The organism is Nonomuraea sp. NEAU-A123 (genome assembly GCF_018603905.1).
Taxonomy (GTDB): Bacteria; Actinomycetota; Actinomycetes; order Streptosporangiales; family Streptosporangiaceae; genus Nonomuraea.
Window position 1 is genome coordinate 127,179 of sequence record NZ_JAHFZZ010000004.1, and the last position, 26,432, is coordinate 153,610.

At 71.4% G+C, this 26,432-nt stretch carries 21 protein-coding genes; 11 read left to right on the top strand and 10 right to left on the bottom strand.

Annotation, left to right across the window (positions count from 1 at the left end; translation table 11 throughout):
* Positions 1–3: 3 nt before the first annotated feature.
* Positions 4–1,533, bottom strand: coding sequence for an MFS transporter (locus KLK06_RS12875; RefSeq protein WP_214635654.1), 1,530 nt, complete (start codon positions 1,531–1,533; stop codon positions 4–6).
* 176 nt (positions 1,534–1,709) lie between these two features.
* Here KLK06_RS12875 and KLK06_RS12880 point away from each other — a divergent pair, with 176 nt between their 5' ends.
* The 7 genes from KLK06_RS12880 (at position 1,710) to KLK06_RS12910 (ending at position 12,445) form a co-directional block, all read left to right on the top strand.
* A complete protein-coding gene (locus KLK06_RS12880; protein ID WP_214635655.1) occupies positions 1,710–3,440 on the top strand; it encodes a hypothetical protein in 1,731 nt (576 codons plus the stop codon).
* A gap of 15 nt (positions 3,441–3,455) precedes the next feature.
* Positions 3,456–4,352, top strand: coding sequence for a haloalkane dehalogenase (locus KLK06_RS12885; protein ID WP_214635656.1), 897 nt, complete (start codon positions 3,456–3,458; stop codon positions 4,350–4,352).
* Positions 4,353–4,416: 64 nt separating this feature from the next.
* Entirely contained in the window at positions 4,417–6,759 is a 2,343-nt protein-coding gene (locus tag KLK06_RS12890) for an AAA family ATPase (protein WP_214635657.1), read from the top strand.
* Between the two features lie 88 nt (positions 6,760–6,847).
* A complete protein-coding gene (locus KLK06_RS12895; RefSeq protein ID WP_214636148.1) occupies positions 6,848–7,831 on the top strand; it encodes an ABC transporter permease in 984 nt (327 codons plus the stop codon).
* Positions 7,828–8,703 (top strand): ABC transporter permease, encoded by an 876-nt coding sequence (locus KLK06_RS12900; RefSeq protein WP_214635658.1) that lies wholly within the window; start codon positions 7,828–7,830, stop codon positions 8,701–8,703. Before KLK06_RS12895 ends, KLK06_RS12900 begins: the two co-directional genes overlap by 4 nt.
* Positions 8,700–10,724 carry an ABC transporter ATP-binding protein gene (locus KLK06_RS12905; protein WP_214635659.1) on the top strand — a complete coding sequence of 675 codons (2,025 nt, stop codon included), beginning with the start codon at positions 8,700–8,702 and terminating at the stop codon, positions 10,722–10,724. Before KLK06_RS12900 ends, KLK06_RS12905 begins: the two co-directional genes overlap by 4 nt.
* Positions 10,725–10,741: 17 nt before the next feature.
* Entirely contained in the window at positions 10,742–12,445 is a 1,704-nt protein-coding gene (locus KLK06_RS12910; RefSeq protein WP_250905348.1) for an ABC transporter family substrate-binding protein, read from the top strand.
* A 7-nt stretch (positions 12,446–12,452) separates the two neighbouring features.
* On the opposite strand, the gene KLK06_RS12915 is transcribed toward KLK06_RS12910, so the two are convergent.
* The 5 genes from KLK06_RS12915 to KLK06_RS12935 are packed head-to-tail and all read right to left on the bottom strand — an operon-like array spanning position 12,453 to position 18,698.
* Entirely contained in the window at positions 12,453–12,602 is a 150-nt protein-coding gene (locus KLK06_RS12915) for a hypothetical protein (protein ID WP_214635660.1), read from the bottom strand.
* A 37-nt stretch (positions 12,603–12,639) separates the two neighbouring features.
* Positions 12,640–13,788 (bottom strand): substrate-binding domain-containing protein, encoded by a 1,149-nt coding sequence (locus tag KLK06_RS12920; protein WP_214635661.1) that lies wholly within the window; start codon positions 13,786–13,788, stop codon positions 12,640–12,642.
* 10 nt (positions 13,789–13,798) lie between these two features.
* On the bottom strand, positions 13,799–14,902 hold the full coding sequence (locus tag KLK06_RS12925) for an ABC transporter permease (protein WP_214635662.1): 1,104 nt from the start codon (positions 14,900–14,902) through the stop codon (positions 13,799–13,801).
* Positions 14,899–16,368, bottom strand: a complete 1,470-nt coding sequence (locus KLK06_RS12930; protein ID WP_214635663.1) for a sugar ABC transporter ATP-binding protein — start codon at positions 16,366–16,368, stop codon at positions 14,899–14,901. Before KLK06_RS12930 ends, KLK06_RS12925 begins: the two co-directional genes overlap by 4 nt.
* A gap of 53 nt (positions 16,369–16,421) precedes the next feature.
* Positions 16,422–18,698 (bottom strand): LuxR C-terminal-related transcriptional regulator, encoded by a 2,277-nt coding sequence (locus KLK06_RS12935; protein ID WP_250905349.1) that lies wholly within the window; start codon positions 18,696–18,698, stop codon positions 16,422–16,424.
* A gap of 278 nt (positions 18,699–18,976) precedes the next feature.
* On the opposite strand from KLK06_RS12935, the gene KLK06_RS12940 reads away from it, so the two are divergent.
* Entirely contained in the window at positions 18,977–19,171 is a 195-nt protein-coding gene (locus KLK06_RS12940) for a DUF5999 family protein (protein WP_214635665.1), read from the top strand.
* 23 nt (positions 19,172–19,194) lie between these two features.
* Positions 19,195–19,737, top strand: coding sequence for an ATP-binding protein (locus KLK06_RS12945; RefSeq protein ID WP_214635666.1), 543 nt, complete (start codon positions 19,195–19,197; stop codon positions 19,735–19,737).
* Here the strand turns inward: KLK06_RS12945 and KLK06_RS12950 are convergent.
* Positions 19,715–21,808, bottom strand: a complete 2,094-nt coding sequence (locus tag KLK06_RS12950; protein ID WP_214635667.1) for a LuxR family transcriptional regulator — start codon at positions 21,806–21,808, stop codon at positions 19,715–19,717. The genes KLK06_RS12945 and KLK06_RS12950 overlap by 23 nt on opposite strands.
* Before the next feature lie 170 nt (positions 21,809–21,978).
* Between KLK06_RS12950 and KLK06_RS12955 the strand changes: the two genes are divergently transcribed.
* Positions 21,979–23,352, top strand: a complete 1,374-nt coding sequence (locus tag KLK06_RS12955; RefSeq protein WP_214635668.1) for a serine hydrolase — start codon at positions 21,979–21,981, stop codon at positions 23,350–23,352.
* Positions 23,353–23,356: 4 nt separating this feature from the next.
* Entirely contained in the window at positions 23,357–24,205 is an 849-nt protein-coding gene (locus KLK06_RS12960; protein WP_214635669.1) for a PhzF family phenazine biosynthesis protein, read from the top strand.
* Here the strand turns inward: KLK06_RS12960 and KLK06_RS12965 are convergent.
* The 3 genes from KLK06_RS12965 to KLK06_RS12975 are packed head-to-tail and all read right to left on the bottom strand — an operon-like array spanning position 24,183 to position 26,424.
* On the bottom strand, positions 24,183–25,049 hold the full coding sequence (locus tag KLK06_RS12965) for a biotin-dependent carboxyltransferase family protein (RefSeq protein WP_214635670.1): 867 nt from the start codon (positions 25,047–25,049) through the stop codon (positions 24,183–24,185). The two genes, KLK06_RS12960 and KLK06_RS12965, sit on opposite strands and share 23 nt — an antisense overlap.
* A complete protein-coding gene (locus tag KLK06_RS12970) occupies positions 25,046–25,672 on the bottom strand; it encodes an allophanate hydrolase subunit 1 (RefSeq protein ID WP_214635671.1) in 627 nt (208 codons plus the stop codon). Before KLK06_RS12970 ends, KLK06_RS12965 begins: the two co-directional genes overlap by 4 nt.
* The gene (locus tag KLK06_RS12975; protein ID WP_214635672.1) at positions 25,669–26,424 is read right to left on the bottom strand and encodes a LamB/YcsF family protein; all 756 of its coding nucleotides are present in this window, start codon (positions 26,422–26,424) and stop codon (positions 25,669–25,671) included. Before KLK06_RS12975 ends, KLK06_RS12970 begins: the two co-directional genes overlap by 4 nt.
* Between the last annotated feature and the right edge of the window lie 8 nt (positions 26,425–26,432).

Here is a 26,432-nt window from a genome sequence, read left to right on the forward strand (position 1 = left end):
ACCTCAATCACGGCGGAGCAGCGTGGCCACGGCGACGGCGGTCAGGCTGAGCAGGACGACGCTCACGACGACGGTCGTGTGCAGGGCATTGACGAAGGCCCACCGGGCGGCGTCGAGCAGCGCGCCGCCGGCGCCACCGCCGATCTCGTCGGCCACGTGCGCGGCGCTGGCGAGAGACTGCCTGGCCTCGTCCATGCCGCCGTCGGACACTCCGGGAACGGCGGGCAGCGCGGGCGCGTAGGCGATGGTGGTGATCGTGCCGAGCACGGCGACCCCGAGCCCGGCGCCGAGCTCGTAGGCGGTCTCCTCGATGGCCGCCGCTCCGCCCGCATGGGACTCGGGGGCCGAGGACATGATCGTGTCGGACGCGGCGAGCAGCGCCACCTGCACGCCGAACCCGATGCCCACGAAGCAGATCGCCAGCATCACGGGGTGCGCCTCGACGCCCCAGGTGAGCGTGGGGGTGAGCGCGAGCGCGACGAGGCCGAGGCCGCCGCTCATGGTGGCGCGCATGCCGATCTTGGGCAGGATGTGCGCCGCGGCCAGCCCGCCGGAGATCGCCGAGATCACCAGCGGCAGCATCCGGATGGCCGCGCGCAGCGGGCTGTCGCCGAGCACGAGTTGCAGGTATTGCGCCAGCATGAGCTGTAGCCCCACCAGCGCGAACACGCCCAGCAGCACTCCGGCGACGCCGGTGGTGAACTCGCGCCGCCGGAACAGCCCGACCTCCAGCAGCGGCGACGCCAGCCGGGCCTGCCGCCGTACGAACCAGACCAGCAGTGCCACCCCGGCGAGGAAGACCAGGACGGAGGCCCCGAACGGGATCAGGCTGCCCGCCCCGGCCTCCTTCAGCCCGAACGCCAGCGCCAGGATGCCCAACACGGACAGCGCGGCGCTGAGACCGTCCCACGGCTGCCCGCTACGCTCCCGCGACTCGGGCAGCAGCCGGGCGGCGGCGGGCAGCAGCACGAGCAGGATGGGCACGTTGATCAGGAAGACCGCGCCCCACCAGATGCCGACGAGCACCCCGCCGATCAGCGGCCCCACGGCGGCTCCCGCGGCGGCGACCGCGCTCCAGACGCCCAGCGCGATGGCCCGTTCGCGCCGGTCGGGGAAGACCTGGCGGATCAGTGACAGTGTGGCCGGCATGATCATCGCCCCGCCCACCCCGAGTAGCGCCCTGGCCAGGATCAGGACCAGGGCCGTGGGGGAGAAGGCGGCGACGGCCGAGGCCACCCCGAACAGCACGAAACCCGCGAGCACCAGCCGTTTGCGCCCGTAGCGGTCGCCGAGCGTGCCGAACATGACCAGCAGCGGCGCCACGACCAGCGAGTAGACGTCGATGATCCAGAGCAGTTGCACCGCCGTCGGCTCCAGCGCCGCGGTCAGCGCGGGCACGGCGATGTGCAGGACGGTCGCGTCGACGGTGATCAGGAGCAGGCTCAGGCAGAGCAGCACCAGGATGGACCAGCGGTTGTCCCGATGTTCCTGAACCGCACGCCGGAGAGCCGGTGCGGCCTGAGTGACGGTCATGGGCCTCCTTGCAGGCCGATCCGATCTCACGCAAGGCCCACATGAACTTGCGTGGCAGCTTAGGCCATGCCATGCGATCGGGACAGCGGTATCGGGTGATCCACGGACTGCGCCACCTCTCTAGAGAGACACAGCCATATGTCCCTGCCTATCCAACTCTGTCCGGTCAGCCGATCATGGACTCCGTGGGGACCGCGGATAGTGCCGACAGGACCGACAGGTCTCCCCGCGAATGGTGCGAAGAGGCGGTCGCCAGACTGAGAACGGGACACCCCGACACCGCTCTGGAGGCCGCTCGCCTGGCCGCCGACCTGGAGCCGGCCAACGAGTGGGCCTACCGCCTGATCAGCCTCGCGCTGGAGCGCCAGGGCCGCGACGCCGACGCGGTCGCGCCCGCGGAGCACGCGGTGAGCCTCGCCCAGGGGTCCTGGCCGGCGCGGCTGCGGCTGGGCACCGCGCTGCGCCGCGTCCCCGGGCGCTGGGCCGAGGCCGTCGAGCAGGCGGCGCTGGCCCGCAGGTACGCCCCCGAGGAGGCCGACCCCCACGTGCTGCACGGCGACCAGGCGCTGCTCCGCGCCGAGCACGCCCCCGCCGAACGCGCCTACCTGACCGCGCTCGACCGGGATCCCGCGCATCCGCAGGCCCGCGTCAACCTCGGGCTGACGCTGCTGCGCTGGGACCGCTTCCCGGCCCACCGCGACCCCGCCTGGCCGATCGACCCGCGCGAGAGCGGGCGGGCCAGACGGGCGCTGGAGGTCTGGTCACGCCAGTCCCGCCTGCTGGTCGCGCTCGCGACGATCGCCGTCGTCGTGGCCGCCCTCGCCTTCGACCGGGGCCGCGAGGGCCGGCTCGGCGGCCTCGTGGTGCTGGTCCTGCTCGTGCCGATCACGCTCAGGCAGGCGCGCCGGGTCACGGTGTGGTCCTACGTGCCCGCCATGCTCGGCCGCGACCCCTGGCTCGGCGCCGCCCTGGCGTCGGCGGCCGTGTCGGTGGCCGCGTTCGCGGCCTGGCTGACGCTGGGCGCGCTGCCCGGCATGCCGTCGGCGTTCGACCCGTTGTGGGCCGCCCTGGCGGGCATCGTGGTGCTCGGCTGGCCGGTGTCGGCGGCCGTCCGCGTGCTGGCCGAGTTATGGCGCGGCAGCCCGCTGCGGGCCCTGGCCCAGTTCGCCCGGGTGCCCGCCGAGCGCACGGCCAGGCGGAACGGGGGAGTCGCGCTCTGGATCGTGCTCGGCCGGACGTGGTCGGTGCTGGTGCCCCTGGTGTGCGGGGCGCTGGCCGTGGAGCCCCGGGCCGCCGTGCTCGCGGTGGCGGTGCCGTACCCGATGCTGGCCTCTTACCGGCGGGCCCGCTACGGCGAGGACGGCTGGCTGGCGGTCGCGACCGGCCTGGTCGTGCTGGCGTCCGCGGCCTGTGCGGCGGGCGGCCTGCTGGGGCTCGTCTGGGCGTGGCGGGCCGGGCTCGGCGCGCTCTGCGCGGCGGTGGTGGTGTTCGCGCTGCGTGCCGCGCGCGCCTGGTGGCGCGGCGGGCCCGGCCCCTGGCGCGCGTCGCTGATCATGTGCGACCTGCCCACCGGCGACACGCCATCGGTCGCGCTCACTCCGGAGATACGGCAGGCGTTCGCGTACGCCAGGAGCGTCGTCCTGTCCTTCGGCGACTCCCTCGGCCCGCGCGTCGTGGGCACGGCGGCGACCGTCACCCCGTCGGGAGAGCTCCGGCTGGTCCCCGAGCCGCAGGCCCGCGCGGCCGTCGAGGCGGATCCGCGGGTGGCGGTGTTCGCCGCCGATCCGTTGCAGCGGAGGTTCTGGGTGGAGGTGCGCGGCATCGCCGTGGCCGATGCGGACCTGCTGCGGGTCACCCCCAAGCAGGTGCTCATGGGGGAGTTCCCTGGGCGGCACCAGCGGCGCTAGCTAGAATATCGTTCTATGCGGACTCTCCGTACCCCCGAAGAGCGTTTCGCCGACCTGCCCGATTTCCCCTACGAGCCGCGCTACGCCGTAGTGGCGGACGGCCTGCGCATGGCCTACGTCGAGGCGGGCCCCGCCGACGGGGCGCCGGTGGTGCTGCTGCACGGCGAGCCGACCTGGTCGTTCCTCTACCGCCACGTCATGCGCGAGCTGGCGGCGGCCGGGCTGCGGGCCGTCGCCGTCGACCTGGTGGGGTTCGGCCGCTCCGACAAGCCGGCCGAACGGGCCGACCACACCTACGCCAGGCATGTCGAGTGGACTCGCGCGCTGCTGTTCGACGCGCTCGGGCTGACCGGCGTCACCATGGTCGGGCAGGACTGGGGCGGCCTGATCGGGCTGCGGATCGCCGCCGAGCACCCGGAGCGCGTCGCCGCGATCGTCGCGGCCAACACGGGCTTGCCCACCGGTGACATTCCCATGCCCGAAGTGTGGCATCGCTTTAAAGCTGCGGTGATGAATGCTCCCGCGTTGGATATCGCCAGATTCGTCCAGGCGGGTTGCAAGACCGAACTCCCCTTGGCGGTGCGCGCCGCCTATGACGCCCCCTTCCCGGACGAGTCGTACAAGGTCGCCGCGAAGGCCATGCCGGGGCTCGTCCCGATCACGCCCGACGACCCCGCCGCGCCCGCCAACCGCGCCGCCTGGCAGGTCCTCACCACGCTCGATCGCCCTTTTCTGGTGGCATTCTCCGACGGAGATCCGATAACTGGAGGTATGGCGCCGATCCTGATCAAGTCGATCGCGGGCGCCGCGGGACGCTCCCATCCGGTGATCACCGGCGCCGGTCACTTCCTCCAGGAGGACGCGGGCGGCGAACTCGGCCGCCACATCGCGGAGTTCGTCACCGCTACCTAGCGTGTCAGGTCCGCCCAATCGTCGGTCTGGTGCGGTATAACCAGGGGCGGACCGGGGAGGCGTGATGCGTGAGTCCGGCAGGGCCCAGGCCGCAGGGCGGACCGCGGCGCGGGATCTGTTTGAACAGGTGCGGCTGCGCTATTTCCAGCTTCCCCCGGCGGTGCGCCGGGTGATGCACGTGGTGGTGCTCATCGCCACCGTCGGCGTGGCCGCCGCGCTCGGCTGGGACCTCTTCAAGACCTTTCTCATCACTCTGCTGGTGCTCGCGTTCCTCGCGCTGACGCTGCGCTTTCCGCGCGCCGCCGCGACCGTGCTGGTGCTCGCGGGCTGGTGCGCGCTGCTGCCGGTGTTCTACGCGCTCTTCCCGCCGCCCTCGATGGCCCCCACGCTGCTGATGCTGCTGGCCGTGCCCGTCGCCGCCGCCGCGCACCTGATCCGCTGGGTGACGCCGTGGCTGACCGTGCTGATGGCGCTCGTCCCCGCCGGGGCGCTGGCGGCGGCCGTCTCGCCGGCCTCCGGCGCCGTCGCGGTCTGGGTCGCCTACGCCGCCGCCACCGCGGTCCTCGTCCACCGCTTCATCGCCGCCCGCCGGGCCAAGGGCGCGCTGACCGCCGAGGAGCAGGTCCGGGTCAGGGCCCGCGAGGGCCGGCCGGAGCCGCCCGCCGAGAAGGCCGGCGGGCTGCCCGACATCTCGGTCGAGGACGCGCTGGCCGAGCTGGAGAACATGATCGGGCTCGTCCCGGTCAAGGAGCAGGTCCGCTCGATCGCCGCCTCCATCGAGGCGTCCCGGCTGCGGGCCGAGGCCGGCTACAAGGCCGGGCGCCCGACCAGGCACTTCGTCTTCCTCGGCCCGCCCGGCACGGGCAAGACCAGCGTGGCCCGCACGGTGGCGAAGATCTTCTACGCGTTCGGCCTGCTCGACACCCCCTACGTGGTCGAGGCGCAGCGGGCCGACCTGGTCGGCGAGTTCCTCGGCGCGACCGCGATCAAGACCAACGAGCTGGTCGACCGGGCGCTGGGCGGCGTGCTGTTCATCGACGAGGCGTACGGCCTGATCAACTCCTCCGACGGCCAGCCCGACAGGTTCGGTGCCGAGGCCGTGCAGACGCTGCTCAAACGGGCCGAGGACGACCGCGACCGGCTGATCATCATCCTGGCCGGCTACGAGCAGGAGATGACCTCGTTCCTGTCCACCAACCCCGGCCTGGCCAGCAGGTTCGCCACCCGGGTGCGCTTCCCGAGCTACTCGCCCGGCGAGCTGTCGGAGATCACCGAGCTGCTCCAGCGGCACCGGGGCGACACGATGGCGCCCGACGCGCGCGCCGCGCTGCTCGGCCTGTTCGAGGACGTCCAGCGGCGCGGGCTCGTCGACGAGCTGGGCAACGCCCGGTTCGTCCGCAGCCTCATCGAGGCCGCGGCGACGGCCCGTGACGTACGCGTCGTGGGCGCGGGCGGCACGCCGACCACCGAGGACCTGGTGACCACCACGACCGCCGACGTGACCAAGGCCTTCGACGAGCTGACCGCCCGCTTCCGCGGCTACGAGGACACCCCCACGATCGAGGAGGCGCTGGCCGACCTCGACAGGATGGCCGGGCTCGCGCCGGTCAAGCGGCAGGTCCACGCCATCGCCGCCCAGCTCCAGGTCGCCCGGATGCGGCAGGAGCGCGGGCTGCCCACGCCGCCGCAGATGCGCCACTTCGTGTTCGCCGGCCCGCCGGGCACCGGCAAGACCACGGTGGCCAGGGTCATCGGCCGCATCTTCGCCGCGCTCGGCCTGCTGGCCAGGCCCGACGTGGTCGAGGCCCAGCGAGCCGACCTGGTCGGCCAGCACCTCGGCGCGACGGCGATCAAGACCAACGAGCTGGTCGACCGGGCGCTGGGCGGCGTGCTGTTCATCGACGAGGCCTACAGCCTGGTCAACACCGGCTACTCCGGCGGCGACGCGTTCGGCGCCGAGGCCGTGCAGACGCTGCTCAAACGGGCCGAGGACGACCGTGACCGGCTCGTCGTCGTGCTGGCCGGCTACCAGCGCGAGATGGACACCTTCCTGTCCACCAACCCCGGCCTGGCCAGCCGGTTCAGTCAGCGGGTCGCCTTCCCCAGCTACTCCGCGCGGGAGCTGTCCGAGATCGCCGTGCTGCTGGCCGACAAATCGGGCGATCGCTTCGACGAGGCCGCGCTGCGCGACCTCGACGAGGTCTTCGCCTGGGTCTGCGACGAGCGGCTCATCGACGGGCTGGGCAACGGGCGCTTCGCCAGGTCGCTGTTCGAGCGCGCGGCCATGCGCCGTGACGTACGGCTCGCCGCGCTGGCGGGCGGCGGCGGGTCGGCCAGCTCGGCCGAGCTGACGACCATCACCAGCGACGATGTCCGCATGGCCGTAGACGAACTTTCCGGACGTTAACCAGACTCCAGTTTGGCAGTTCCGTGCGCCCCGATGCTCGCATGGTGTAGCAATATGACTACACATCGTGCGCGCCGAAGGGGGGGCGATGGCGGGGTTCCTGGCCCGCAGGCTGCTCAACTATCTGGTGCTAGTCGCCGTCGCAGCCAGCCTCGCCTACATGCTCGCGGCGAGCGCCCTCGATCCGCGCTCCAACTACGCCGACCGGACGCCCAAGCCGCCGCCGGCCGTCGTCGACGCGCAGCTCACCGAGCTCAACCTCAACGACCGGACGCCGCTGCTCCAGCGCTACGCGACGTGGGCGGGCGGCGTGGTGCAGGGCGACTTCGGCCGTACGGTGACGGGCTCGCCGGTCAACGAGGACCTCAAACGGCGCATGGGCGTCACCTTCCGGCTGGTGCTGCTCGGGCTCATCTGCGGCAGCCTGCTGGGGGTGGTCGTGGGGGCCGCCGCCGCGGTCAAGCAGTACGGGTGGTTCGACCGGCTGTCGACCGGGCTGTCGTTCCTGGTGCTCGCGATGCCCGTGGTCGTGCTGGCCAACGTGCTGATCCTGCTCGGCACCCTGGCCAACGAGCGGCTCGGCCACCGGCTCTTCCTGGTCAGCGGCGAATACAGTGACGGGCTCGACACCGGTTTCTGGGGGTCGGTGGGCGACCGGCTGCGGCACCTGATCCTGCCGACGATCTCGCTGTCGCTCGGGCTCATCGCGATCTTCAGCCGCTACCAGCGCAACACCATGCTCGACGTGCTCGGCGCCGACTTCGTCCGCACCGCGATGGCCAAGGGGCTGAGCAGGAGCCAGGCGCTCATCCACCACGCCCTGCGCACCGCGCTGATCCCCGTCGCGACCTACTTCGCGTTCACGTTCGGCGCGCTGCTGACCGGCGCGACGTTCACCGAGAAGATCTTCGGCTGGCACGGGCTGGGCGAACAACTGATCAACTCCATCTTCACCAACGACGTCAACACCGTGGCGGCCATCGCCTGCATCGCCGCCATCGCGGTGCTGTGCGCGTCGCTGGCGGCCGACCTGCTGCACGCGGCCCTCGACCCGCGGGTGAGGGCCGGATGACGCTGCTCACCGCGCACAGGGCGCCCTCACGCCTGCGGGTGGTCGCCTGGCGGTTCTTCCAGTCCGCGCAGGGGCGGATCGGCTTCGCCGTGCTCGTGCTGCTGTTCCTGCTGGCCTTCGCCGGGCCGGGCTTCAGCCTGTGGTCCTATACAGACAAGGACTTCACGGCCTTCCTCAGCCCGCCGTCGGCCGAGCACTGGTTCGGCACGCTGCAGACCGGCGCCGACGTCTACGCGGTGACGCTGCGCGGCATGCGCAAGTCGCTGATCGTCGGGCTGCTGGCGGCGCTCGTGTCCACCGCGCTGGCCGCCGTCGTGGGGGCGTTCGCCGGCTACTTCCCCGGCTGGCCCGACCGGGTGCTCACCTGGGGCACCGACCTGCTCCTGGTGCTGCCCGCGTTCCTGGTCCTGGCCGTCATGTCGCCGCTGTTCGGGGCGGGGCAGTGGGTGCTGTTCGTGATCATGCTGGCGCTGTTCCTCTGGATGGTCACCTCGAAGATCGTCAGAGGGATGACGATCTCGCTGAAGCAGCGGGAGTTCATCCAGGCCGCCCGGTTCATGGGCGTCTCGCCGGTGCGCATCATCTTCCGGCACATCATCCCCAACCTGTCGTCGCTGCTGATCGTCGACGCCACCCTCAACGTCAGCGCGGCCATCCTCACCGAGACCTCCCTGTCCTACTTCGGCTTCGGCATCCAGCCACCCGACGTCTCCTTCGGCACGCTCATCGCCGACGGCTCCAGGACCGCCATCTACGCGCCGTGGACGTTCTGGTTCGTCGCCGGGCTGCTGGTGATCACCGTGCTCGCGGTCAACCTCATCGGCGACGCGCTGCGTGACGCGTTCGACCCCGCCTCCCAGAGGCCGCGGTGACCCCCGTCCTGGAGGTCACCGACCTCAACGTCTCCTTCGGCGACGTGCTCGCCGTACGCGGTGTCGGCTATTCGGTACGCCAGGGCGAGGTGCTCGGCATCGTCGGCGAATCGGGCTCCGGCAAGTCCGTCACCTCGGCCGCGGTCATGGGCCTGCTGCCGCCGGGCGCCAAGGTCACCGGCTCGGTGCGGCTGCACGGCAGGGAGCTGATCGGCGCCCGGCAGCGGGAGCTGACCGCCTTCCGCGGCAAGACCATGTCGATGGTCTTCCAGGACCCGCTGTCCGCGCTCACCCCCGTCTACCGGGTGGGCGACCAGATCGCCGAGGCCGTGCGCATCCACCAGAAGGTGACCAAGGAGCAGGCCGCGGTCAAGGCCGTCGAACTCCTCGACCTGGTCGGCATCCCCAACCCGGCGGAGCGCGCTCTGGCCTTCCCGCACGAGTTCTCCGGCGGCATGCGGCAGCGCGCGGTGATCGCGATGGCCATCGCCAACGACCCCGACGTGATCATCTGCGACGAGCCCACCACCGCGCTCGACGTCACCATCCAGGCGCAGGTGCTCGAGGTGCTGAAGAAGGCGCAGCGGGAGACGGGCGCCGCGATCGTCATGATCACGCACGATCTCGGGGTGGTGGCCGGGTTCGCCGACCGGGTGCTGGTGATGTACGCGGGCCGGCCGGTCGAGGTGGGCGACGTGGACGACATCTACTACGGGCCGCGCATGCCCTACACCGTGGGGCTGCTCAGCTCGATCCCGCGCGTCGACAGGGACGGGCGGCAGCCGCTCGTGCCCATCGAGGGCGCGCCGCCGTCGCCCGCGGCGCTGCCGCCGGGCTGCCCGTTCGCGCCGCGCTGCCCGATGCGGGTCGACGCCTGCGACGCGGCCGAGCCGCCGCTGTTCGACGTCGGCCCGGCGCACCGGGCCGCGTGCATCCGCTGGGAAGAGGTACGCCCGCGCGCCGCGGCCAGGCACGCGGTCCCCGTCCACCTCGGCGAGCTACGGCCGCGTCAGGACCGGCAGGTGGTGCTGGAGGTCGACGGGCTGGTCAAGCAGTACCCACTGCTGCGGGGGTCGGTGTTCAAGCGCAGGGTCGGCACCGTCCACGCGGTGGCGGGCGTCAGCTTCGACGTACGCGAGGGCGAGACGCTCGGGCTCGTCGGCGAGTCGGGCTGCGGCAAGACCACGACGCTGATGGAGATCCTGGAGCTGACCGAGCCGCAGGAAGGCCGCATCGTCGTGCTGGGGCACGACACCGCGCGGCTCGGCGGCACGGACCGGATGGCGATCAGACGCGACATGCAGGTCGTCTTCCAGGACCCGCTCGCCTCCCTCGACCCGCGGATGACCGTCTACGACATCCTGGCCGAGCCGCTGCGCGCCCACGGCAGGGGCAATCCGGGCATGCGGGTGGCCGAGCTGCTCGACCTGGTCGGGCTCGACGCCTCCCACGCCGCCCGCTACCCCCAGGAATTCTCCGGCGGGCAGCGGCAGCGCATCGGCATCGCCCGCGCGCTCGCGCTCGAACCCAGGCTCCTGGCCCTCGACGAGCCGGTCTCCGCGCTCGACGTGTCGATCCAGGCCGGTGTGATCAACCTGCTCGACGCGCTGAAGACCGAGCTCGGGCTGTCCTACCTGTTCGTCGCGCACGACCTGGCCGTGGTGCGCTACATCGCCGACCGGGTGGCCGTCATGTACCTCGGCAGGATCGCCGAGATCGGGCAGGTCGACGCCGTCTACGGCGCCCCCGCGCACCCGTACACACAGGCGCTGCTCTCGGCGATCCCGCTGCCCGACCCGGTCCGCGAGCGCTCACGCCGGCGGATCCTGCTCGAAGGCGATCTCCCCAGCCCGGCCGACCCCCCGTCGGGCTGCCGCTTCCGGACCCGGTGCCCGAAGTTCAGGGCCGCGCTGACCGATGACGAACGCGCCTTGTGCGTGACCGTCGAGCCTTCGGTGCGCCTGCTCGATCGGGACCAGGGCGCGGCCTGTCACTACGCCGAAAAGCTCAAAGTCACTTAAGCGGGAGGATTCGCTCGATGAAAGCATCACGTCTGATCGCGGCCGCCGCCCTGGCCGGTTCGCTGTGCCTGGCGGGCTGCGGCAGCGGTCCCGGGAGCCACGCCGGCGGCGCCGCGGGCGGCTTGCGGGGAGACGACATGGGCTTCAAGGCGTACGACATCAACCCGCAGCCGCGTGACAAGGTCAAGGACGGCGGCACGCTGCGCTGGGGCATCAACGAGTTCCCCACCCAGTGGAACCGCAACCACGTCGACGGCAACCTCGCGGTGGCCGCGCTGGTCAGCAACGCGCTGCTGCCCGCGCCGTTCAGGTCCGACGAGAAGGCGGACATCACCCCCGACCCCAACTACCTGCTCGGCGCCGAGGTCACCGACCGCGACCCGAACCAGGTCGTCACCTACACGCTCAACCCCAAGGCCAAGTGGTCCGACGGCAAGCCGATCACCTGGGCCGACTACCAGGCCCAGTGGAAGGCGCTCAACGGTACGAATTCCGCCTTCCACATCGTCTCGTCCACCGGCTACCAGGACATCTCCGACGTACGGCGGGGCCGCGACGACTACTCGGTCGTGGTGACCTTCTCCCGGCCCTTCGGCGACTGGAAGTCGCTGTTCGGCCCGCTGCTGCCGGCCTCCACCAACGGGACGCCCGAGGCCTACAACACCGCCTGGCTGAACAAGATCCCGGTGACCGCCGGGCCGTTCAAGTTCAAGAGCTTCGACCAGACGGCGAAGACGATCACGATCGTCCGCGACGACAGCTGGTGGGGCGACCGGGCCAAGCTCGACCAGATCATCTACCGCGCCTCCGAGCAGGACTCGCTGGTCGGCGCGTTCAGCAACGGCGAACTCGACATCACCGACGTCGGCCCGTCGGCGCCCGACTACGCCCGCGCCAAGTCCACCCCGGGCGCGGCCGTACGTCAGGCGGCGGGCCCCGACTTCCGCCACTTCACCTTCAACGGCTCCAGCGAACTGCTGAAGGACCAGCGGGTCAGGCAGGCCATCCAGCTCGGCATCAACCGCCAGGCGATCGCCCAGTCCGACCTGCAGGGCCTCGACTGGCCGATCACGCTGCTGAACAACCACTTCTTCATGAACACCCAGGAGGGCTACCAGGACAACGCCGGCGCCCTGGGCGCCTACGACCTCGCCCAGGCCAAGCGGCTGCTCGACGCGGCGGGCTGGCGGGTGGCGGCCGGCGGCGTCCGCCAGAAGGACGGCAAGTCGCTCGACCTGCGCTTCGTGGTCCCGTCGGGCGTGCAGATCAGCAAGTCGGAGGGCGAACTGGCCCAGAACATGCTCACGCAGATCGGCGTCAAGCTCACCATTCAGGCCGTGCCCAGCGACGACTTCTTCACCAGGTACGTCATTCCGGGGAACTTTGACATCACCCCGTTCGCGTACATTGGCACGCCTTTTCCGGTTTCGAGTAGTTATGGGATCTACGCGAATTCCCCGAACGGGCAGACCTGGAACGCCAATTTCGGCCGCGTGGGGTCGCCCGAGATCGACGCGGCGATGAACAGAGCCAGCCAGAACCTGGACCTGAGGCAGGCCCACGCGGACACGAACACGGCGGACAAGCTGATCTGGCAGGAGGTCAACGTGCTGCCGCTGTACCAGCGGCCGCAGAATGTCGCGGCTCGGGCGACGCTGGCCAACGTGGGGGCCCGCGGCTTCTACGACCTCCGCTACCAGGACATCGGCTTCACCCGCTGACGGGGTCTCAGTGCCGCTTCGAGCGGAACCGGTCCAGGAACTGGCGGGCCTTGCGCTGGTTGTTCGGGTCTCTGGCCATGCGCTTGGCCTTCTCGACGGTCTGCCGGCCTTTGGGGCTGCGCAAATACGCGCGCACCCGATCCATGAGGGTTGCCATCCGCGTCCCCTACCCAGGCAGATCGCCGGAAAGCACCTCAGCCGTTCCAGATCCGCTCGTAGGCGGCGCGAAAGCCCCGGGGGTCCCACGAGGTGGTGTCGTCGACGTTCTGTGTCGTGGTCAGATGCACGGGCGCGACGTAGCCGCTCGGGGGCTGACCGGCGAACGCGCGGTTGAACTCGTCGACGATCTGGCTGCCCTGCGCGTTCAACGGCTCGGGAACGGTCGCCGCCTGGAACTGCCGGTCTCGGACGCGCTGGAACGCCGACGGGTCGCCGTCACCCGCGCCGATCGAGAAGGGGGCCCCGCCGCCCGCCTTGCCCGCGGCGCGCAGGGCCGGCGCCGCGTCGGCGAAATAGAGGTCGTTGATGGCGGCCGAGTAGGTCCATCGATCACCGAAGCGCGACACGAGCGCGGAGACCGCCTGAGGCGTGCGGCTGCCCGTGTCAGGAAGCGGGATGTTCTGGTAGGAGAGCAGCTTGACGCTGGAGCAGGTCTGCAGGGTCTTCTTGATCAGTTGTGACTTGTTCTCCGCGAAGGGGATCGAGGAGTCGGTGAAGATGACGACGCCGGCGTTCCCGTTCGACTGGGCGATGATCCAGTACGCGCTGATCCGCGCGACGTCCTCCACCCGGGTGGTGACGTTGGTGAAGAGCTTCGGGTTCTGGCTGGGCCCGGGCCGGCTCGTCGCGTGCCACCCGATCAACGGGATGTGCGCGTCATCGGCCTGCCTGACCTGCTCGGCCGTGGAGTTCGGGTCGAAGCCGCCGATGACGATCCCCGACGGGCGCAGGGCGATGGCCTGGCCGAAGGCCGTCCGTGCACCGGCGGGAGTGCCCTGGCCGTCGATCACCCGGACGTTCCAGCCGATGGACCGCCCGGCGTCCTCCACCGCCTTGGCCGCGCCCGCGACACCGGGGTTGGTCATGGTCTCCGCGACGAACACGATGCTCTTGCCCCGGACCGCGCGTGGCCCGCTCGTGGGGCCGTCCCAGGCGTCGCTGTCCTCGGCCCGCGCGACGGCCTGCCTGGCCTTGTTCAGGACGCCGGGGCAGGTGCCCGTCGGCCGCCCGGGGTCGGACCCGGGAGCCAGGCTGGACAAGCCTCGCGAGCAGCCGCCGACGAGCACGGCGGCCAACGCCAGCGCCGCCGCGGTGCGCGAGAAGCGGTTACGGGTGCGGTTCACGCTCGGCTCCTCACTCGGCTGGTGGAACGGTCCATGGCGGCGGCGGGCCGCCGGCCGGCGCGGCGGCGGACTCGGCCGATGTCTCCTCTGCCGGAGGTGATGGCGTGCGGCGCGGCGCGCCCGGCCCGGTGCGCAGCCGGCGCCGGGTCGTGTAGCCGACCAGTCCGACCGCGATGAGCAGGGTGACGCCGTTGAACAGCGGCGTTACCCAGAAGTCCGCCCCTAGCTGGCTGATGCCCGACAGGCCGATCGCGAGAATGGCGACGGCGACGACGGTGCCGAGCGGGTTGGGCCGCCCGGCTCTGATCGCGGTGGAGCCGAGCAGGGCGGCGACGAACGCCGGCAGCAGGTAGTCGAGCCCGACGCTCGGATTGCCGATCTCCTGCTGCGCGGCGAGCAGGACGCCCGCGGAGCCGGTGACGAGCCCGGAGCCCAGGAAGGCGTAGACGACGTACCGGCGGGTCGGGATCCCGATCAGGTCGGCTGCGCGCGGGTTCGAGCCGATGACGTAGAGGTAGCGGCCCAGGGGAAGGCGCTCGAGCACGATCCAGAGCACCGCGGCGAGGACGAGGACGTAGAACGCGGGAGCCGGCAGGCCCAGGAACTTCGCGTCGGAGATGCCGATGAACTCCGCCGGCAGGCCTTCGGAGCCGGGCACGATCCGGGCGCCCTTGGTCACCCACCCCGTGATGGCGTACATGACGCTGCCGGTGCCCAGGGTGGCGATGAACGAGTCGATCCGCGCGAACTCGACGAGCAGACCGTTGATCACGCCGGTGAGCGCTCCGCCGATGATCACGCCGAGGCAGGCCAGGGGCCATGGCCATCGGGCGGTGATGATGAGTTGCAGGGCCAGAACGTGCCAGAGCCCGAGGCCATAACCGATGGACAGGTCGAACTTTCCCGTGACGATGGGGATCATCGCGCCCAGTGCCAGGATCGCGGTGATCGAATGAGTCGACAGGATCGACGTCAGGTTGGCCATCGTGGGGAAGGTGTCCGGCAGGACGAGCGCGAACACGATGAACAGGACGACCGTCAACGCGAGCAGTCCGTAGCTGCCGATGAGGTGGCCGGCGGTGGGCCGTCGCCGGCGCGGGAGCCCCGTGGTCATCGGCAGGTCGTCCCGGTGGCGGCGGGCGCGGCCGACGCGGCCCGGGTGAGCGCGGTGACCGTGAGGGCGTCACCGGCCAGCTCGGCGGTCACCGTCCCCCGGACGAAGACGAGGGCGCGATCACACACGTTCACGACCTCTTCGAAGTCGGCGGAGCTGAGCAGGAGGGCCAGGCCATCGGCCACGGCGTCGTCGAGGAGCCGGTAGATCTCGGGTTTGGCGCCGACGTCGACACTGGCCGTCAGCTCCTCGAGGATCAGGAGGTGACGGTTGGTGCCGAGCCAGCGGCCGAGGACGACCTTCTGCTGGTTTCCGCCCGACAGGGTGGCCAGCGGCGCCTCGGTGTCCGCGGGGTGGACGCCGAAGCACGCGACGAGCGCCGCCGCTTCGGCGCGCTCCTGGCGCGGCCGGATCCAGCTCAGCGGTGACCGGCCGTGTGCCTTGGCGTTCGCCAGGAAGTTCTCCCGGACGCTGAGGTCCGGGGCGATGCCTTCCTCCTGCCGGTCGCTCGTCACGAGACCGACACCCGCGCCGACGGCCGCCGACACCGACCTGGGCTGGTACGGACGCCCGTCAAGCAGTACGCGGCCGGCGAGAACGGGGTGCGAGCCGGCCAGAGCGCGGCCGAGATCCGCGTGACCGGCGCCCATGAGACCGACCAGACCGATCGCCTCGCCGGCCCGCAGGTCGAGGCTGATCGGGCCGGCCTGCCCGGTTCGCACGCCGGCGAGGCTCAGCACGACCTGTCCCGCTTCGCGACGCGGGCGCTGGTGGGGCGTCGGTTCGTGCCCGACGATGTCGCGCACGAGGCGGGTGCGGTAGCCGCCGGTGAGGGGTCCCTGGCTGACCAGGCGTCCGTTGCGCAGGACCGCGACCCGGTCGGCGATCGCCCGCACCTCGTCGAGCCGGTGGCTCACGTACACGATGCCGTGACCCCGGTCGCGTAGCGCGCGCAGCACCTCGAACAGGCGGGCGCAGTCGGGTGCGGGCAGGCTCGCGGTCGGCTCGTCGAGCACGATGAGCTCGGCCTCGGCGGCCAGCGCGCGGGTGATGGCGACGAGTGACCGCTCGGCGCGGGTGAGGTTGGAGATCCGCTCGTCGGGGTCGAGGTGGATCGCGACGAGCCGGAGGGCTTCCGCGCAGCGCTCGCGCACCTGGTGCCAGGAGATGAGACCGCCACGCCGGCGATAGCCGGTGCCGAGGGCGATGTTCTCGGCGACGGTCATCCACTCGACGAGGCCGAGGTCCTGGTGGATGAAGGACATGCCGCGGGAGGCGGCCTGGCTGCCCAGCGGATGGCCGGCCACCACCACCTCGCCCTCGTCGGCGCGGTAGACCCCGGCCAGGATCTTGATCAGGGTGGACTTGCCGGCGCCGTTCTGCCCGAGCAGGCCGAGGACGTCGCCACGGTGGACGTCGAGATCCACCCCCTCCAGCGCGGAGGTGCCGCCGAACCGCTTGCTCACTCCGCGGATGCGGACAAGCGGTTCGGAGGCGGCCCGCGATGCTCGGCCCGGGATCACTGTCTGCCGGCCCGCTGTCGCGAGCTCCAGGCTTTGGCGACCTGCGACCTGGAGGTGAAACTCAGCTTGCGCAGGATGTTCTCGACATGGCCCTCGGCGGTGCGCTGGGCGATGACCAGGGTCTCCGCGATCTGCTTGTTGCTCAGCCCTTGTGCCACGAGCTCGGCGATCTGGCGTTCCCTGCGGGTCAGGACGGACGCGACGTCGGATTCGGGCTGGGGGCTTGGCGCGTCTCTCGACGGCTTCTCCTCCAGCGCATGGGCGACGGCCTGGTCGAGCGTGAGCTCCGAGCCATAGGTGAAGGCCGCGGTGAACGCTTCGTCCCTGAGGCTCTCCCGTAGCCGGGCCTCGCAACGGCTGTGCAGACCGGCCAGGTGCCCGAGTCCGGACAGCGACGTCTCGATCGACCGCCAGACCGTCTGCGCGGCGCCCAGCAACTGGGCGGCGCGTTCGTCCCGCTGCTGATCGGCCATGATCCAGGCGAGTCCCTCAAGGCATTGGGCGATGCCCAGGTGGTCGTTGCAGCGCAGCTTGAGTCTCAGCGCGTCGCGCATCATGGGGAGGGCGGTGCCGGGATCGCCCCGCCGCCACCGGTCCAGGGCCGTGACCCACAACGCGTAGGAGACGGACCAGTCGGCGTTCACCCGCCGGGACAAGTCCAAGGCCTCCTGGCAGAGCGCCGTTGAGCGGGCGTCGCCCAAGAGGACGGCGGCGATGCTCAGCTGGAAGAGCGCGACCCACGCGTGGCCTGGATGGCCGAGGGCGCGGCGACGGGTCACGGCCTCCTCCAGCAGGGTGAACGCTCGTGCGAAGTCTCCGGCCAGCAGCGCGGCGAAGCCGGTGATGTGGACGGTGCCGGCGAGCTGGGCCTCATCACCCAGCCGTTCGGCCAGCGTGCGCGACTCCCGCAACAGCGGTTGCGCGGCCAAGGGGTCGCCTTGCAGCAGGACGAGCCAGGCGTCGACCCACAGGGCCTTGGCCCGTGCGGCGCTGGGGCCGGGCTCCTGCGCCAGCCCCCGCTCCAGCCAGTGGTGGCCTTCGCTGGGGGAGCTCCACGAAAGCCGGTGGCTCCACATCGCGGCGGCGATCTCGAGGGCGGCCCAAGCCTGGCCCGGCTCGCTCGAGCAGAATTCCAGTGCCGCCCGTACGTTGGCCTGCTCCTGGCGGATCCGGACGAGCCACTCCATCTGATGCTCGCCGAACCACTCGGCCTCCGCCCGCGCGGCCAGGTTGCGGCACCAGTCGCGATGCCGCAGCCGAAGCGCCGTCTTCTGCCGGGGGCCGGCGATCCGTTCCCATCCGTACTGGCGGAGCGTCTCCAGCATCTCGTAACGCATCCCGGAGCCTTGCGCCTTCCGCCGCAGGATCGACTTGTCGACCAGCTCGGTCAGCACGTGGAGGACGTCTTCCCGGGCGATCCCGTCGCCCGAGCACACCTCTTCGACGGCTTCGAGATCGCAACCGCCGGAGAAGACCGACAACCGTTCCCACAGCGTCCGCTCCGCAGGCGAACACAGGTGGTGACTCCAGTCCACCAGCGTCTGCAACGTCCTCTGCCGTGGCACCGCGACCACGGGTCCCCTCGACAGCAACTGGAACCGGTCGTTCAGCCGCTCGAGGATCTGCTCCACGGACAAGGCCCGCATACGCACCGCCGCGAGCTCGATGGCCAGCGGAATCCCGTCCAGCCGCCGGCACAGTTGCGTCACCGCCACGCTGTTGGCCTCGTTGACGGTGAACCCGGGTACGACGGCCGCCACCCGGTCGGCGAACAGTCGCACCGCCTCGTAACGCGCTTCGGCGTCCGCGAGCACCGCCTCGTCCGCCCCGGGCACCGTCAACGGCGGCACCTCCAGCAGGTGCTCGCTCGGCACCTGCAGCGATTGCCGGCTGGTCGCGAGAATGCGCAGCTCGGGCGCAGCGGAGAGCAGCTTGCCGGCCAGGATGGCGCACTCGGTCAGCAGGTGCTCGCAGTTGTCCAGGACCAAGAGCAGCCGCTTGTTCGACAGGTGTTCGCAGAGAGCGGCCACATCCGGGTGGTGGCAGCCGATCGTTTCAGCGATGGTCTCCGTGAGCAGCTCTTCGGCCGTGAGCGGAGCCAGGTCGATCAGCCACATCCCGTCAGGGAAGGCCCGGGACATCTCCGCCGCGACTCTCATCGCCAGCCGCGTCTTGCCCACTCCGCCGACACCGGTCAGCGTCACCATCCGCTCAGTGGCAAGCAGACGCTTGGTCTCGGCCAGCTCATGCCGACGACCAACGAAACTCGTCAATTCGGCTGGCAGGTTCCCCATATGCCGCCGTGTCATTGCCCCCATGACAATTTCAGGCTAGCTCATCCCGGCCCGGTGAGTTCGCTGAGCCCGTGTGGACAGCCGCTTGCCTCATGCCCCTCTTGACCTGCGGCGGAGGCTGCTGCTACCTACCTACGTAGGTAGAAGTGGGTGTTCGTATAGGCATTTATCCCGTCCTACACCCGCTGTTTGCCTGTGCATGCTGGTTCCGTCAGAAAGAAACGCCGGGATGCCGGCGAAGATATAGAGGAACGATCATGTGCCAGCACCAGCCCCGGTGCCCGTCCGCATACGCCTTCGACCATGATTCCGCCCGTCTGGTGGCCTTCCACCCGGAACAGGGGTGGGGCCTGCTGTGCAATGGCGTAGTGGTCTTCGAGGACAACGGCGAGATCCTGCCCGACGGGCGCTGCGTCGCAGCCAACCACGACTACTACGGGCGGGCGGCATGAACCATCACTCCGGAGCCGCGCTCATGGACACGCGCGCACCCCGGCAGGGCGACTCGCGGGACGCGGCCATGCCCTGGAACGGTCACACCTCGCTCTGGGACCGGCTCAAGGCCGGCGTCCGGCACCTGGGAGAGTTCGCCACCGGCTCCGGCCAGGAAAACGGCGAGCAGCTCGCCTCGTGGTGGCTTTCGCCAAGTATGTCCACAGTGCCGCGGGTACGACGTCTCACCCGTGCCTGGCTGGCCGCATGGGGCCACCGCGAACAGGTTGAGGTCGCGGAGCTGCTGGTCAGCGAGATCGTCACCAACGCGCTGCGCCATGCGCCAGGACCGTACCGGCTGACTCTCTACGCCACTGACGGCCTGCTGCGCGGCGAGGTCGAGGACGCGGGCACCGCGCCGCTCCACGTCCGCCACGCCCAGCCGGGCGACGAGCAAGGCCGCGGCCTGGACATGATCAACCTGCTGGCCTGCTGCTGGGGCAGCGAATCCACACCCGAGGGAAAGACCGTCTGGTTCGAGCTCCCCACGAGCCCGGCCGGGGTCATCCACCGACCTCACAGGTGAGCACGCGTTCCAGCCCGAGACTCGCCCCGTCTCGGAAGCTCGCCGCGAACATCCGATCCCCCAGGGTGTCGCGGGCCTGGTCCACGCAGCGCTCATGCCATCTCGCGTGATAGGGCAGCCGAGTGGGTGAGGCGCCCACCGCCTGCCACAACGAGTGCGCCGCCCCCAGCAGCCGGGCGGCCTTTTCATGGTCCTGGCGCGCACCGGCGATCCACGCCAGCACCTCCAGGCACTGCGTCAGGCACCACCGGTCGTTGATCTCTCCGGTGAACTCGGCGGCCTCCCTCACCAGTGCGTCGGCCCGCTGGTAGTCGCCCAGGTTCCACACGGCGATGCCGAGCGCGAGCTGGGCGTACCCGCGCGACACCTGCGCATGATGAGCCTCGCAGATCGCCAGGGCCTCCGCGGCGAATCCGGCGGCCCGGCCGGGATCCTCGATCGAACCGTACACGGCCGCGTAGTACAGACTGGGCATGACGCCGTCGTCGTCTCCCGCGGCCCGGAAGAGGGCGAGCGACTCCTCCAAGAGCGCGAGGCCACGCTGGGCATCCCCGGCGGAGCACGCCGCGACACCGGAGGTCCGGATGACGAACGGCAGGATGCCTTCGTTGCCCGGCTGCCGTGCGATGCGGTGACATTCCTCAAGTCTCGGCATGGCCTCCGCCAGGTCGCCCTGTCGGAGGGCGAGCATGCTGTCCACCCAGAGCGCCGTCGCCCGAGCGCTGCTCGCCGTCCGCACCGGCCTCAGGGCGCGCTCCAGCCAGTAGCGGCCCTCGGTGGGGGAGCCGACGAGGAGCCAGAAGGACCACAGCGCCGACGCCGTCTCGAGGCCCGCGAGAGCCAGGACCGGGTCACCCAGGCACAGCTCGAGCGCGAGGCGCACGTTGGGAAGTTCTCGTTGCAGGAGCAGATACCGCTCGAACTGGTCGGGGACCATCGCGTCGATCCGGTGCCGGTCGGCCAGGTCCCGGTAGTGGTCGACGAAGCGCTGGCGCAGTGCCCGTCCTTCGGAAGGCGTCAACTGCTCGCACCCGTACGCGCGGATGCTCTCCAGCATGCGATACCTGAGCCCGGTCGCCCAGCGCTCGCCGACCAGGACCGACTTGTCCACCAACCCGGCCACCAGATCGATCATCTCGGCGGGGGCGATCCCCGCGCCGGAGCACACCGCCTCGGCGGTGTCCAGGTCGACCCCGCCGGGAAACATCGACAGCCGGGCCCACAGCCGCTGCTCCGCCGGTGAGCACAGGCGGAAGCTCCAGTCCATGGTCGCGCGCAGCGTCTGATGGCGTGGCGACGCGGCCGGGCTGCCCGCCGACAGCACCTCGAAGCGCTCGTCCAGCTCGCGCGTCAACTGTTCCAAGGGCAGAGCACGTAGCTGTACGGCGGCCAGCTCGATCGCCAGCGGGATCCCCTCCAGACGCCGGGCCAGCCGCGCCACGCAGGCCGCGTTAGTCGTGTCCAGGGAGAAACCGGGCGACACGCTCGCCGCCCGTTCCACGAAGAGACGCACCGAATCGTGCCGGGCGATGCGGCGGAGAGGATGGCCGGGGTCCGGCACGGACAGCGACGGAACCGGCAGCACCTGCTCGCCGTAGACCCCCAGCGTCTGCCTGCTGGTCGCCAGGATCCGCAGCCTGGGAGCGCTGTGCAGGAGCCGGGCCACGAAACGGGCGCAATCGTCGAGCAGATGCTCGCAGTTGTCCAGGACCAGCAGCATCCGCTTGTCCGACAGATAGTCCACCAGCACGGTCATGGGGTCGGGCCCCGCCTCGCGCAGGCCCAGCGCTCCGGCGACGATCGGTTCGAGCAGGTCACCGGCCTCCAGGGAGGCCAGTTCGATGACCTCCACGCCGTCCTTGTAGGTGTCCCGCAGGATTTCCGCGATCCTGAGCGCCAGCCGGCTCTTGCCGACACCGCCCGTGCCGGTCAAGGTCAGCAACCGGGCCTGCGACAGTCCCCTCCTGGCCGCGGCCAGCTCGTGCCTGCGCCCGACGAAGCTCGACCCGTCCAGGTAAGGACGGGCCTGGTGCACGGAACGTTCCGAAGCCTGCGATGTCACCTGAGTCATGACTGCTCCACCGGCTCAGGCTCTCGAGGCCACCCTGTCGCCAGGACTGAGCCGACGTAACCACACTATGCCCGGACCGTTTCCGCTCAGCCAAGTTGCGTACGTCGAACCCATATGCGTACAGTGTTCGCATCAAGGGCACCGTGTACGCACACTTGAGGAGAAGCCAGATGCCGACGAACGTGAACCGCTGGCAGGCGCGGCTGGACGAGCTGCGCGCCGCCCACCACGTGCCGGGCGCGTCGCTGGCCGTGCTGGTCGACGGCCGGATCCACGAGCTGGCCAGCGGGGTGCTGCACCGGGGGACCGGGGTGGAGGCGACGACCGACTCGGTGTTCCTGTCCGGCTCGATCGCCAAGGTCTACACCGCCACGCTGGTGATGCAACTGGCCGACTCCGGCGCGCTGGACCTGGACGCGCCGGTGGTGGACGTGCTGCCGGAGTTCGCCACCCCCGACCCCGAGGCCACCAAGACCATCACGCCCCGCCAGTTGCTCTCCCACACCGGCGGTGTGACCAACGACTTCACCTACGACGCCGGCCGTGGTGACGACTGCCTGGCCCGCTATGTCCAGGCCGCCCGGAACGTGCCGCTGGACTGCCCGCCCGGCACCGCGATCTCGTACGGCAGCCTCGGATACAACGTGCTGGGCCGCGTCATCGAGGTGCTGACCGGCCAGACCTGGGACCAGGCGCTCAAGGACCGGATCTTCACCCCGCTCGGGCTCGACCACTCGATGACGCTGCCCGAGGAGGCGCTCCGGTTCCGTGCGGCGATGAGCCACCTGGGCGAGTCCGGACAGGACCCCGAGCCCGCGCCCGACTGGGACCTGATGCCGCGCTCGGCGGGCCCCTACGGCCGGGTCATCAGCTCCGCCGCCGACATGGTGCGCTTCGCCCAGATGCACCTCAACGGCGGCGACGGCGTGCTGTCCGCCGACGCCGTCGCCGCCATGCAACGCCGCGAGGTGGACGTGCCCGACAAGTGGACCGTCAGTGCCGACGGCTGGGGCCTGGGCTGGACCCTGTACGACTGGGACGGCATACCCGGCTACGGCCACGACGGCGCCGCCATCGGCCAGTACGCCTACCTGCGCGTCGTCCCGCACGCGGGCGTGGCCGTCGTCCTGCTGACCAACGGCGGCGGTGCCCGCCAGTTGTACGCCGAGCTGTTCCGGGAACTGCTCGGCGAACTCGCCGGAGTGCGGATGCCCGCCCCCTTCCTCCCGGCCGCCGAGCCCCCCGCGATCGACCTGGCGCCGCTGCTCGGCACGTACCGGCGCGAGGGCGTCGTCATCACCGTCACGCGCCAGGACGACGGCAGGGCGCACATGCGCTACGAGTTCGTCGACGGCATGAAGGACCTCTCCCCGCCCCTCGAGATGACCCTGGAGCCGGTCACGGAGACGGTCTTCGCCGCCTCCGGTGCGGGCCCCTCCTTCAGCGAGGACTACATGCCCGTGGTCTTCTCCACCCTGACCAACGGCACCGAGTGCGTGTACGTCGGCATGCGCGCCACCCCCAAGACCGCTTTGAGAGACTGACCGCATGTTGCGCCCATTCCGGCAAGTTGACGTCTTCACTGCCACGCCCTACCAGGGCAACCCCCTCGCGGTGGTCCTCGACGGCGAGGGCCTGAGCACCGAGGCGATGCAGCGGTTCGCCCACTGGACGAACCTGTCCGAAACCACCTTCGTCCTGCCCCCCACCACGCCCGGCGCCGACTACCGGGTGCGGATCTTCACACCGACCACCGAGCTGCCCTTCGCCGGGCACCCGACGCTGGGCACCTGCCACGCCTGGCTGGAGGCCGGAGGCGTGCCGAAGGAGCCGGAGTCGGTCGTGCAGGAGTGCGGCGCCGGGCTGGTGACGCTGCGCAGGACGGACGGCGGGCTGGCGTTCGCCGCGCCCCCGCTGCTGCGGTCGGGGCCGGTGGACGAGCCGCTCGTCGAGCGCGTCGCCGGCCTGCTGGGCATCGGCCGCGACGAGATCGTCGACGCCGAGTGGGCCGACAACGGGCCCGGCTGGGTGGCGGTGCTGCTGCGGAGCGCCGACGACGTGCTCGCGCTGCGTCCCGGGCCGATCGACATCGACCTGGGCGTGGTGGGCCCCTATCCGCAGGGGTCGCCGCTCGCGATCGAGCTGCGGGCGTTCTTCCCGGTCAACGGCACCACGGCCGAGGACCCGGTGACCGGCAGCCTGAACGCCTCGGTCGCCCAGTGGCTGCTGCGCACCGGCCGCGTCACCGCCCCCTACGTGGCCGGCCAGGGCACCGTGCTGGGCCGCGCCGGACGCGTCCACGTCACCACCGGCCAGAGCCCCGAAAGCGGTCAGGAGCCGACGGTCTGGGTGGGCGGCTCCACCGTCACGTGCGTCACCGGCCAGGTCGAACTGTGAACCGCACCCGGTCGCCCGGCCGGAGCTGCGCGGCGATCGGCAGGTCCGCCGCCCGCACCACCCCGATCACCGGGTAGCCGCCGGTCGGCGGGTGGTCGGCGAGGAAGATGATCGGCTGCCCGCTCGGCGGCACCTGCACCGCCCCCGTCACCATGCCCTCGCTGGGCAGCTCACCCTCCCGCGCCCGGGCCGGCTCCCGGCCGCGCAGGCGTACCCCCACGCGGTTGCTGTCCTGGCTCACCTCGTACGGCTCCGCGCAGAGCTCGGCCAGCGCCCCCGGCGCGAACCAGTCGTCGCGCGGCCCCGGCACGATCCGCAGGACGGCGGGCGGCGGCTTCCCGGCGGGCGCCAGATCCACCGAGATCTCCACCAGGCTCCCCGAGTCACCCACCGGGAGCATGCTCCCCTGGCGCAGCGGCGCCGGGCCGAGCCCGGAGAGCGAGTCCGTGGACCGGCTGCCGAGCACCGGCTCGACGGCGATCCCGCCCCGCACGGCCAGGTAGGTCCGCAACCCCCACGCGGGCGCCCCGAACCGCACCTCGGCCCCGGCCGGCACCCAGAACGGCACCCCCATCCCGGCGCCCACGGGAAGAGCCGACCGAACGGTCAGCGGGCAGGGCGCGCCCGTGACCGCGACCCAGGCGCCCGCGTGGAAGGCCAGCCGCGCCCGCCCGTACGTCAGCTCGATCCCCGCCGCCTCCTTGGCGTTGCCGACGAGCCGGTTGGCCAGCCGCAGGCTCGCCTCGTCGGCCGCGCCGGAGCAGGGCACGCCCAGGTGCGCGTAGCCGGGCCGGCCCAGGTCCTGCACGGTCGCGTAGGGGCCGGGCGCGAGAATCTCGATCATGCCGGCTCGAACCGTACGCGGGTGCCGGGCCGCAACAGCGACGGCGGGTCGGCGTCGACGTCCCAGATCCGCGTCGACGTACGGCCCAGCAGCCGCCAGCCACCCGGCGAGGCGGTGGGATAGATCGCGGAGTAGGGCCCGGCGATCGCCACCGAACCGGCCGGCACCGACGTGCGCGGCGTCGCCAGCCGCGGCAGGTGGAGCACCGGATCCAGCCCGGTCAGGTAGGCGAACCCCGGCGCGAACCCCAGCCAGCCCACCACCAGCTCCCGCCCGGTGTGCCGCGCGATCACCTCGTCCACCGGAATCCCGGCCAGCTCGGCCACGGAATCGAGATCCTCCCCGTCATAGACGACGGGAATGACCACGGCCTCCGGCTCAGCCCCGGGCGGAGCCCCGCTCTCCGGCCCCGACTCGAGCACCGCACCGAGCACCTCGTCCAGCCGCGCCCGCAACAGGCCCTGGTCGGCCCCCGGCGCCACCACCAGCACCGTCTCGGGCCCCGGCACGATCTCCACCACCCCCGCGGGCCGCGAGGCACGCAGGGCCGCGTCGAGCCGGTGCGACACCGCCAGCGACCCGGTCTCGACGAGCAGCCCGGCTTCGCCGGCCACCCGGATCATGCGAAGGCCTGCAGGACCACTCCCGCCTCCAGCAGCCCATCGCGTACGGCCTGCGCCAGCCGTACCGCGTCAGGCGTGTCGCCGTGCACGCAGATGGACCGGGCGGAGACCACCACCGGGCTGCCGTCCACGGCGGTCACCCGGCCCTCGACGGCCATCCGCACGGCGCGGGCGGAGACCGCGGCGACGTCGTGGATCACCGCCCCGGGCTCGCGCCGCGAGACCAGCGCCCCGGCGGCCGTGTAGGCGCGGTCGGCGAACGCCTCGGTGATCGTCGGCACGCCCTCGGCGGCGGCGGCGCCGTGCACCACCGAACCGGGCAGCGTCAGCACCGGCAGCGAGGTGTCGTAATCGGCCACGGCCTCGATCACCGCGGCCGCCTGGACCTCGTCGCGGCAGATGCGGTTGTAGAGCGCGCCGTGCGGCTTGACGTAGGAGACCCGGCCGCCCATCGCCCGCGCGATGCCGTCGACGGCCGCGAGCTGGTAGAGCACCTCGGCGCAGAGCTCCTCCGGCTCGACGTCCATCTCCCTGCGCCCGAAGTGGGCCAGGTCGCGGTAGGACACCTGCGCCCCGATGGCCACGCCGCGATCCACGGCGGCCGCGCAGGTGCGCCTGATCGTCACCGGGTCGCCGGCGTGGAATCCGCAGGCGACGTTCGCGCTCGTGACGATGTCGAGCAGGGCCAGGTCGTCGCCCAGCCGCCACACGCCGAAGCCTTCGCCCAGATCAGCGTTGAGGTCGATCACCATGCTCCCCA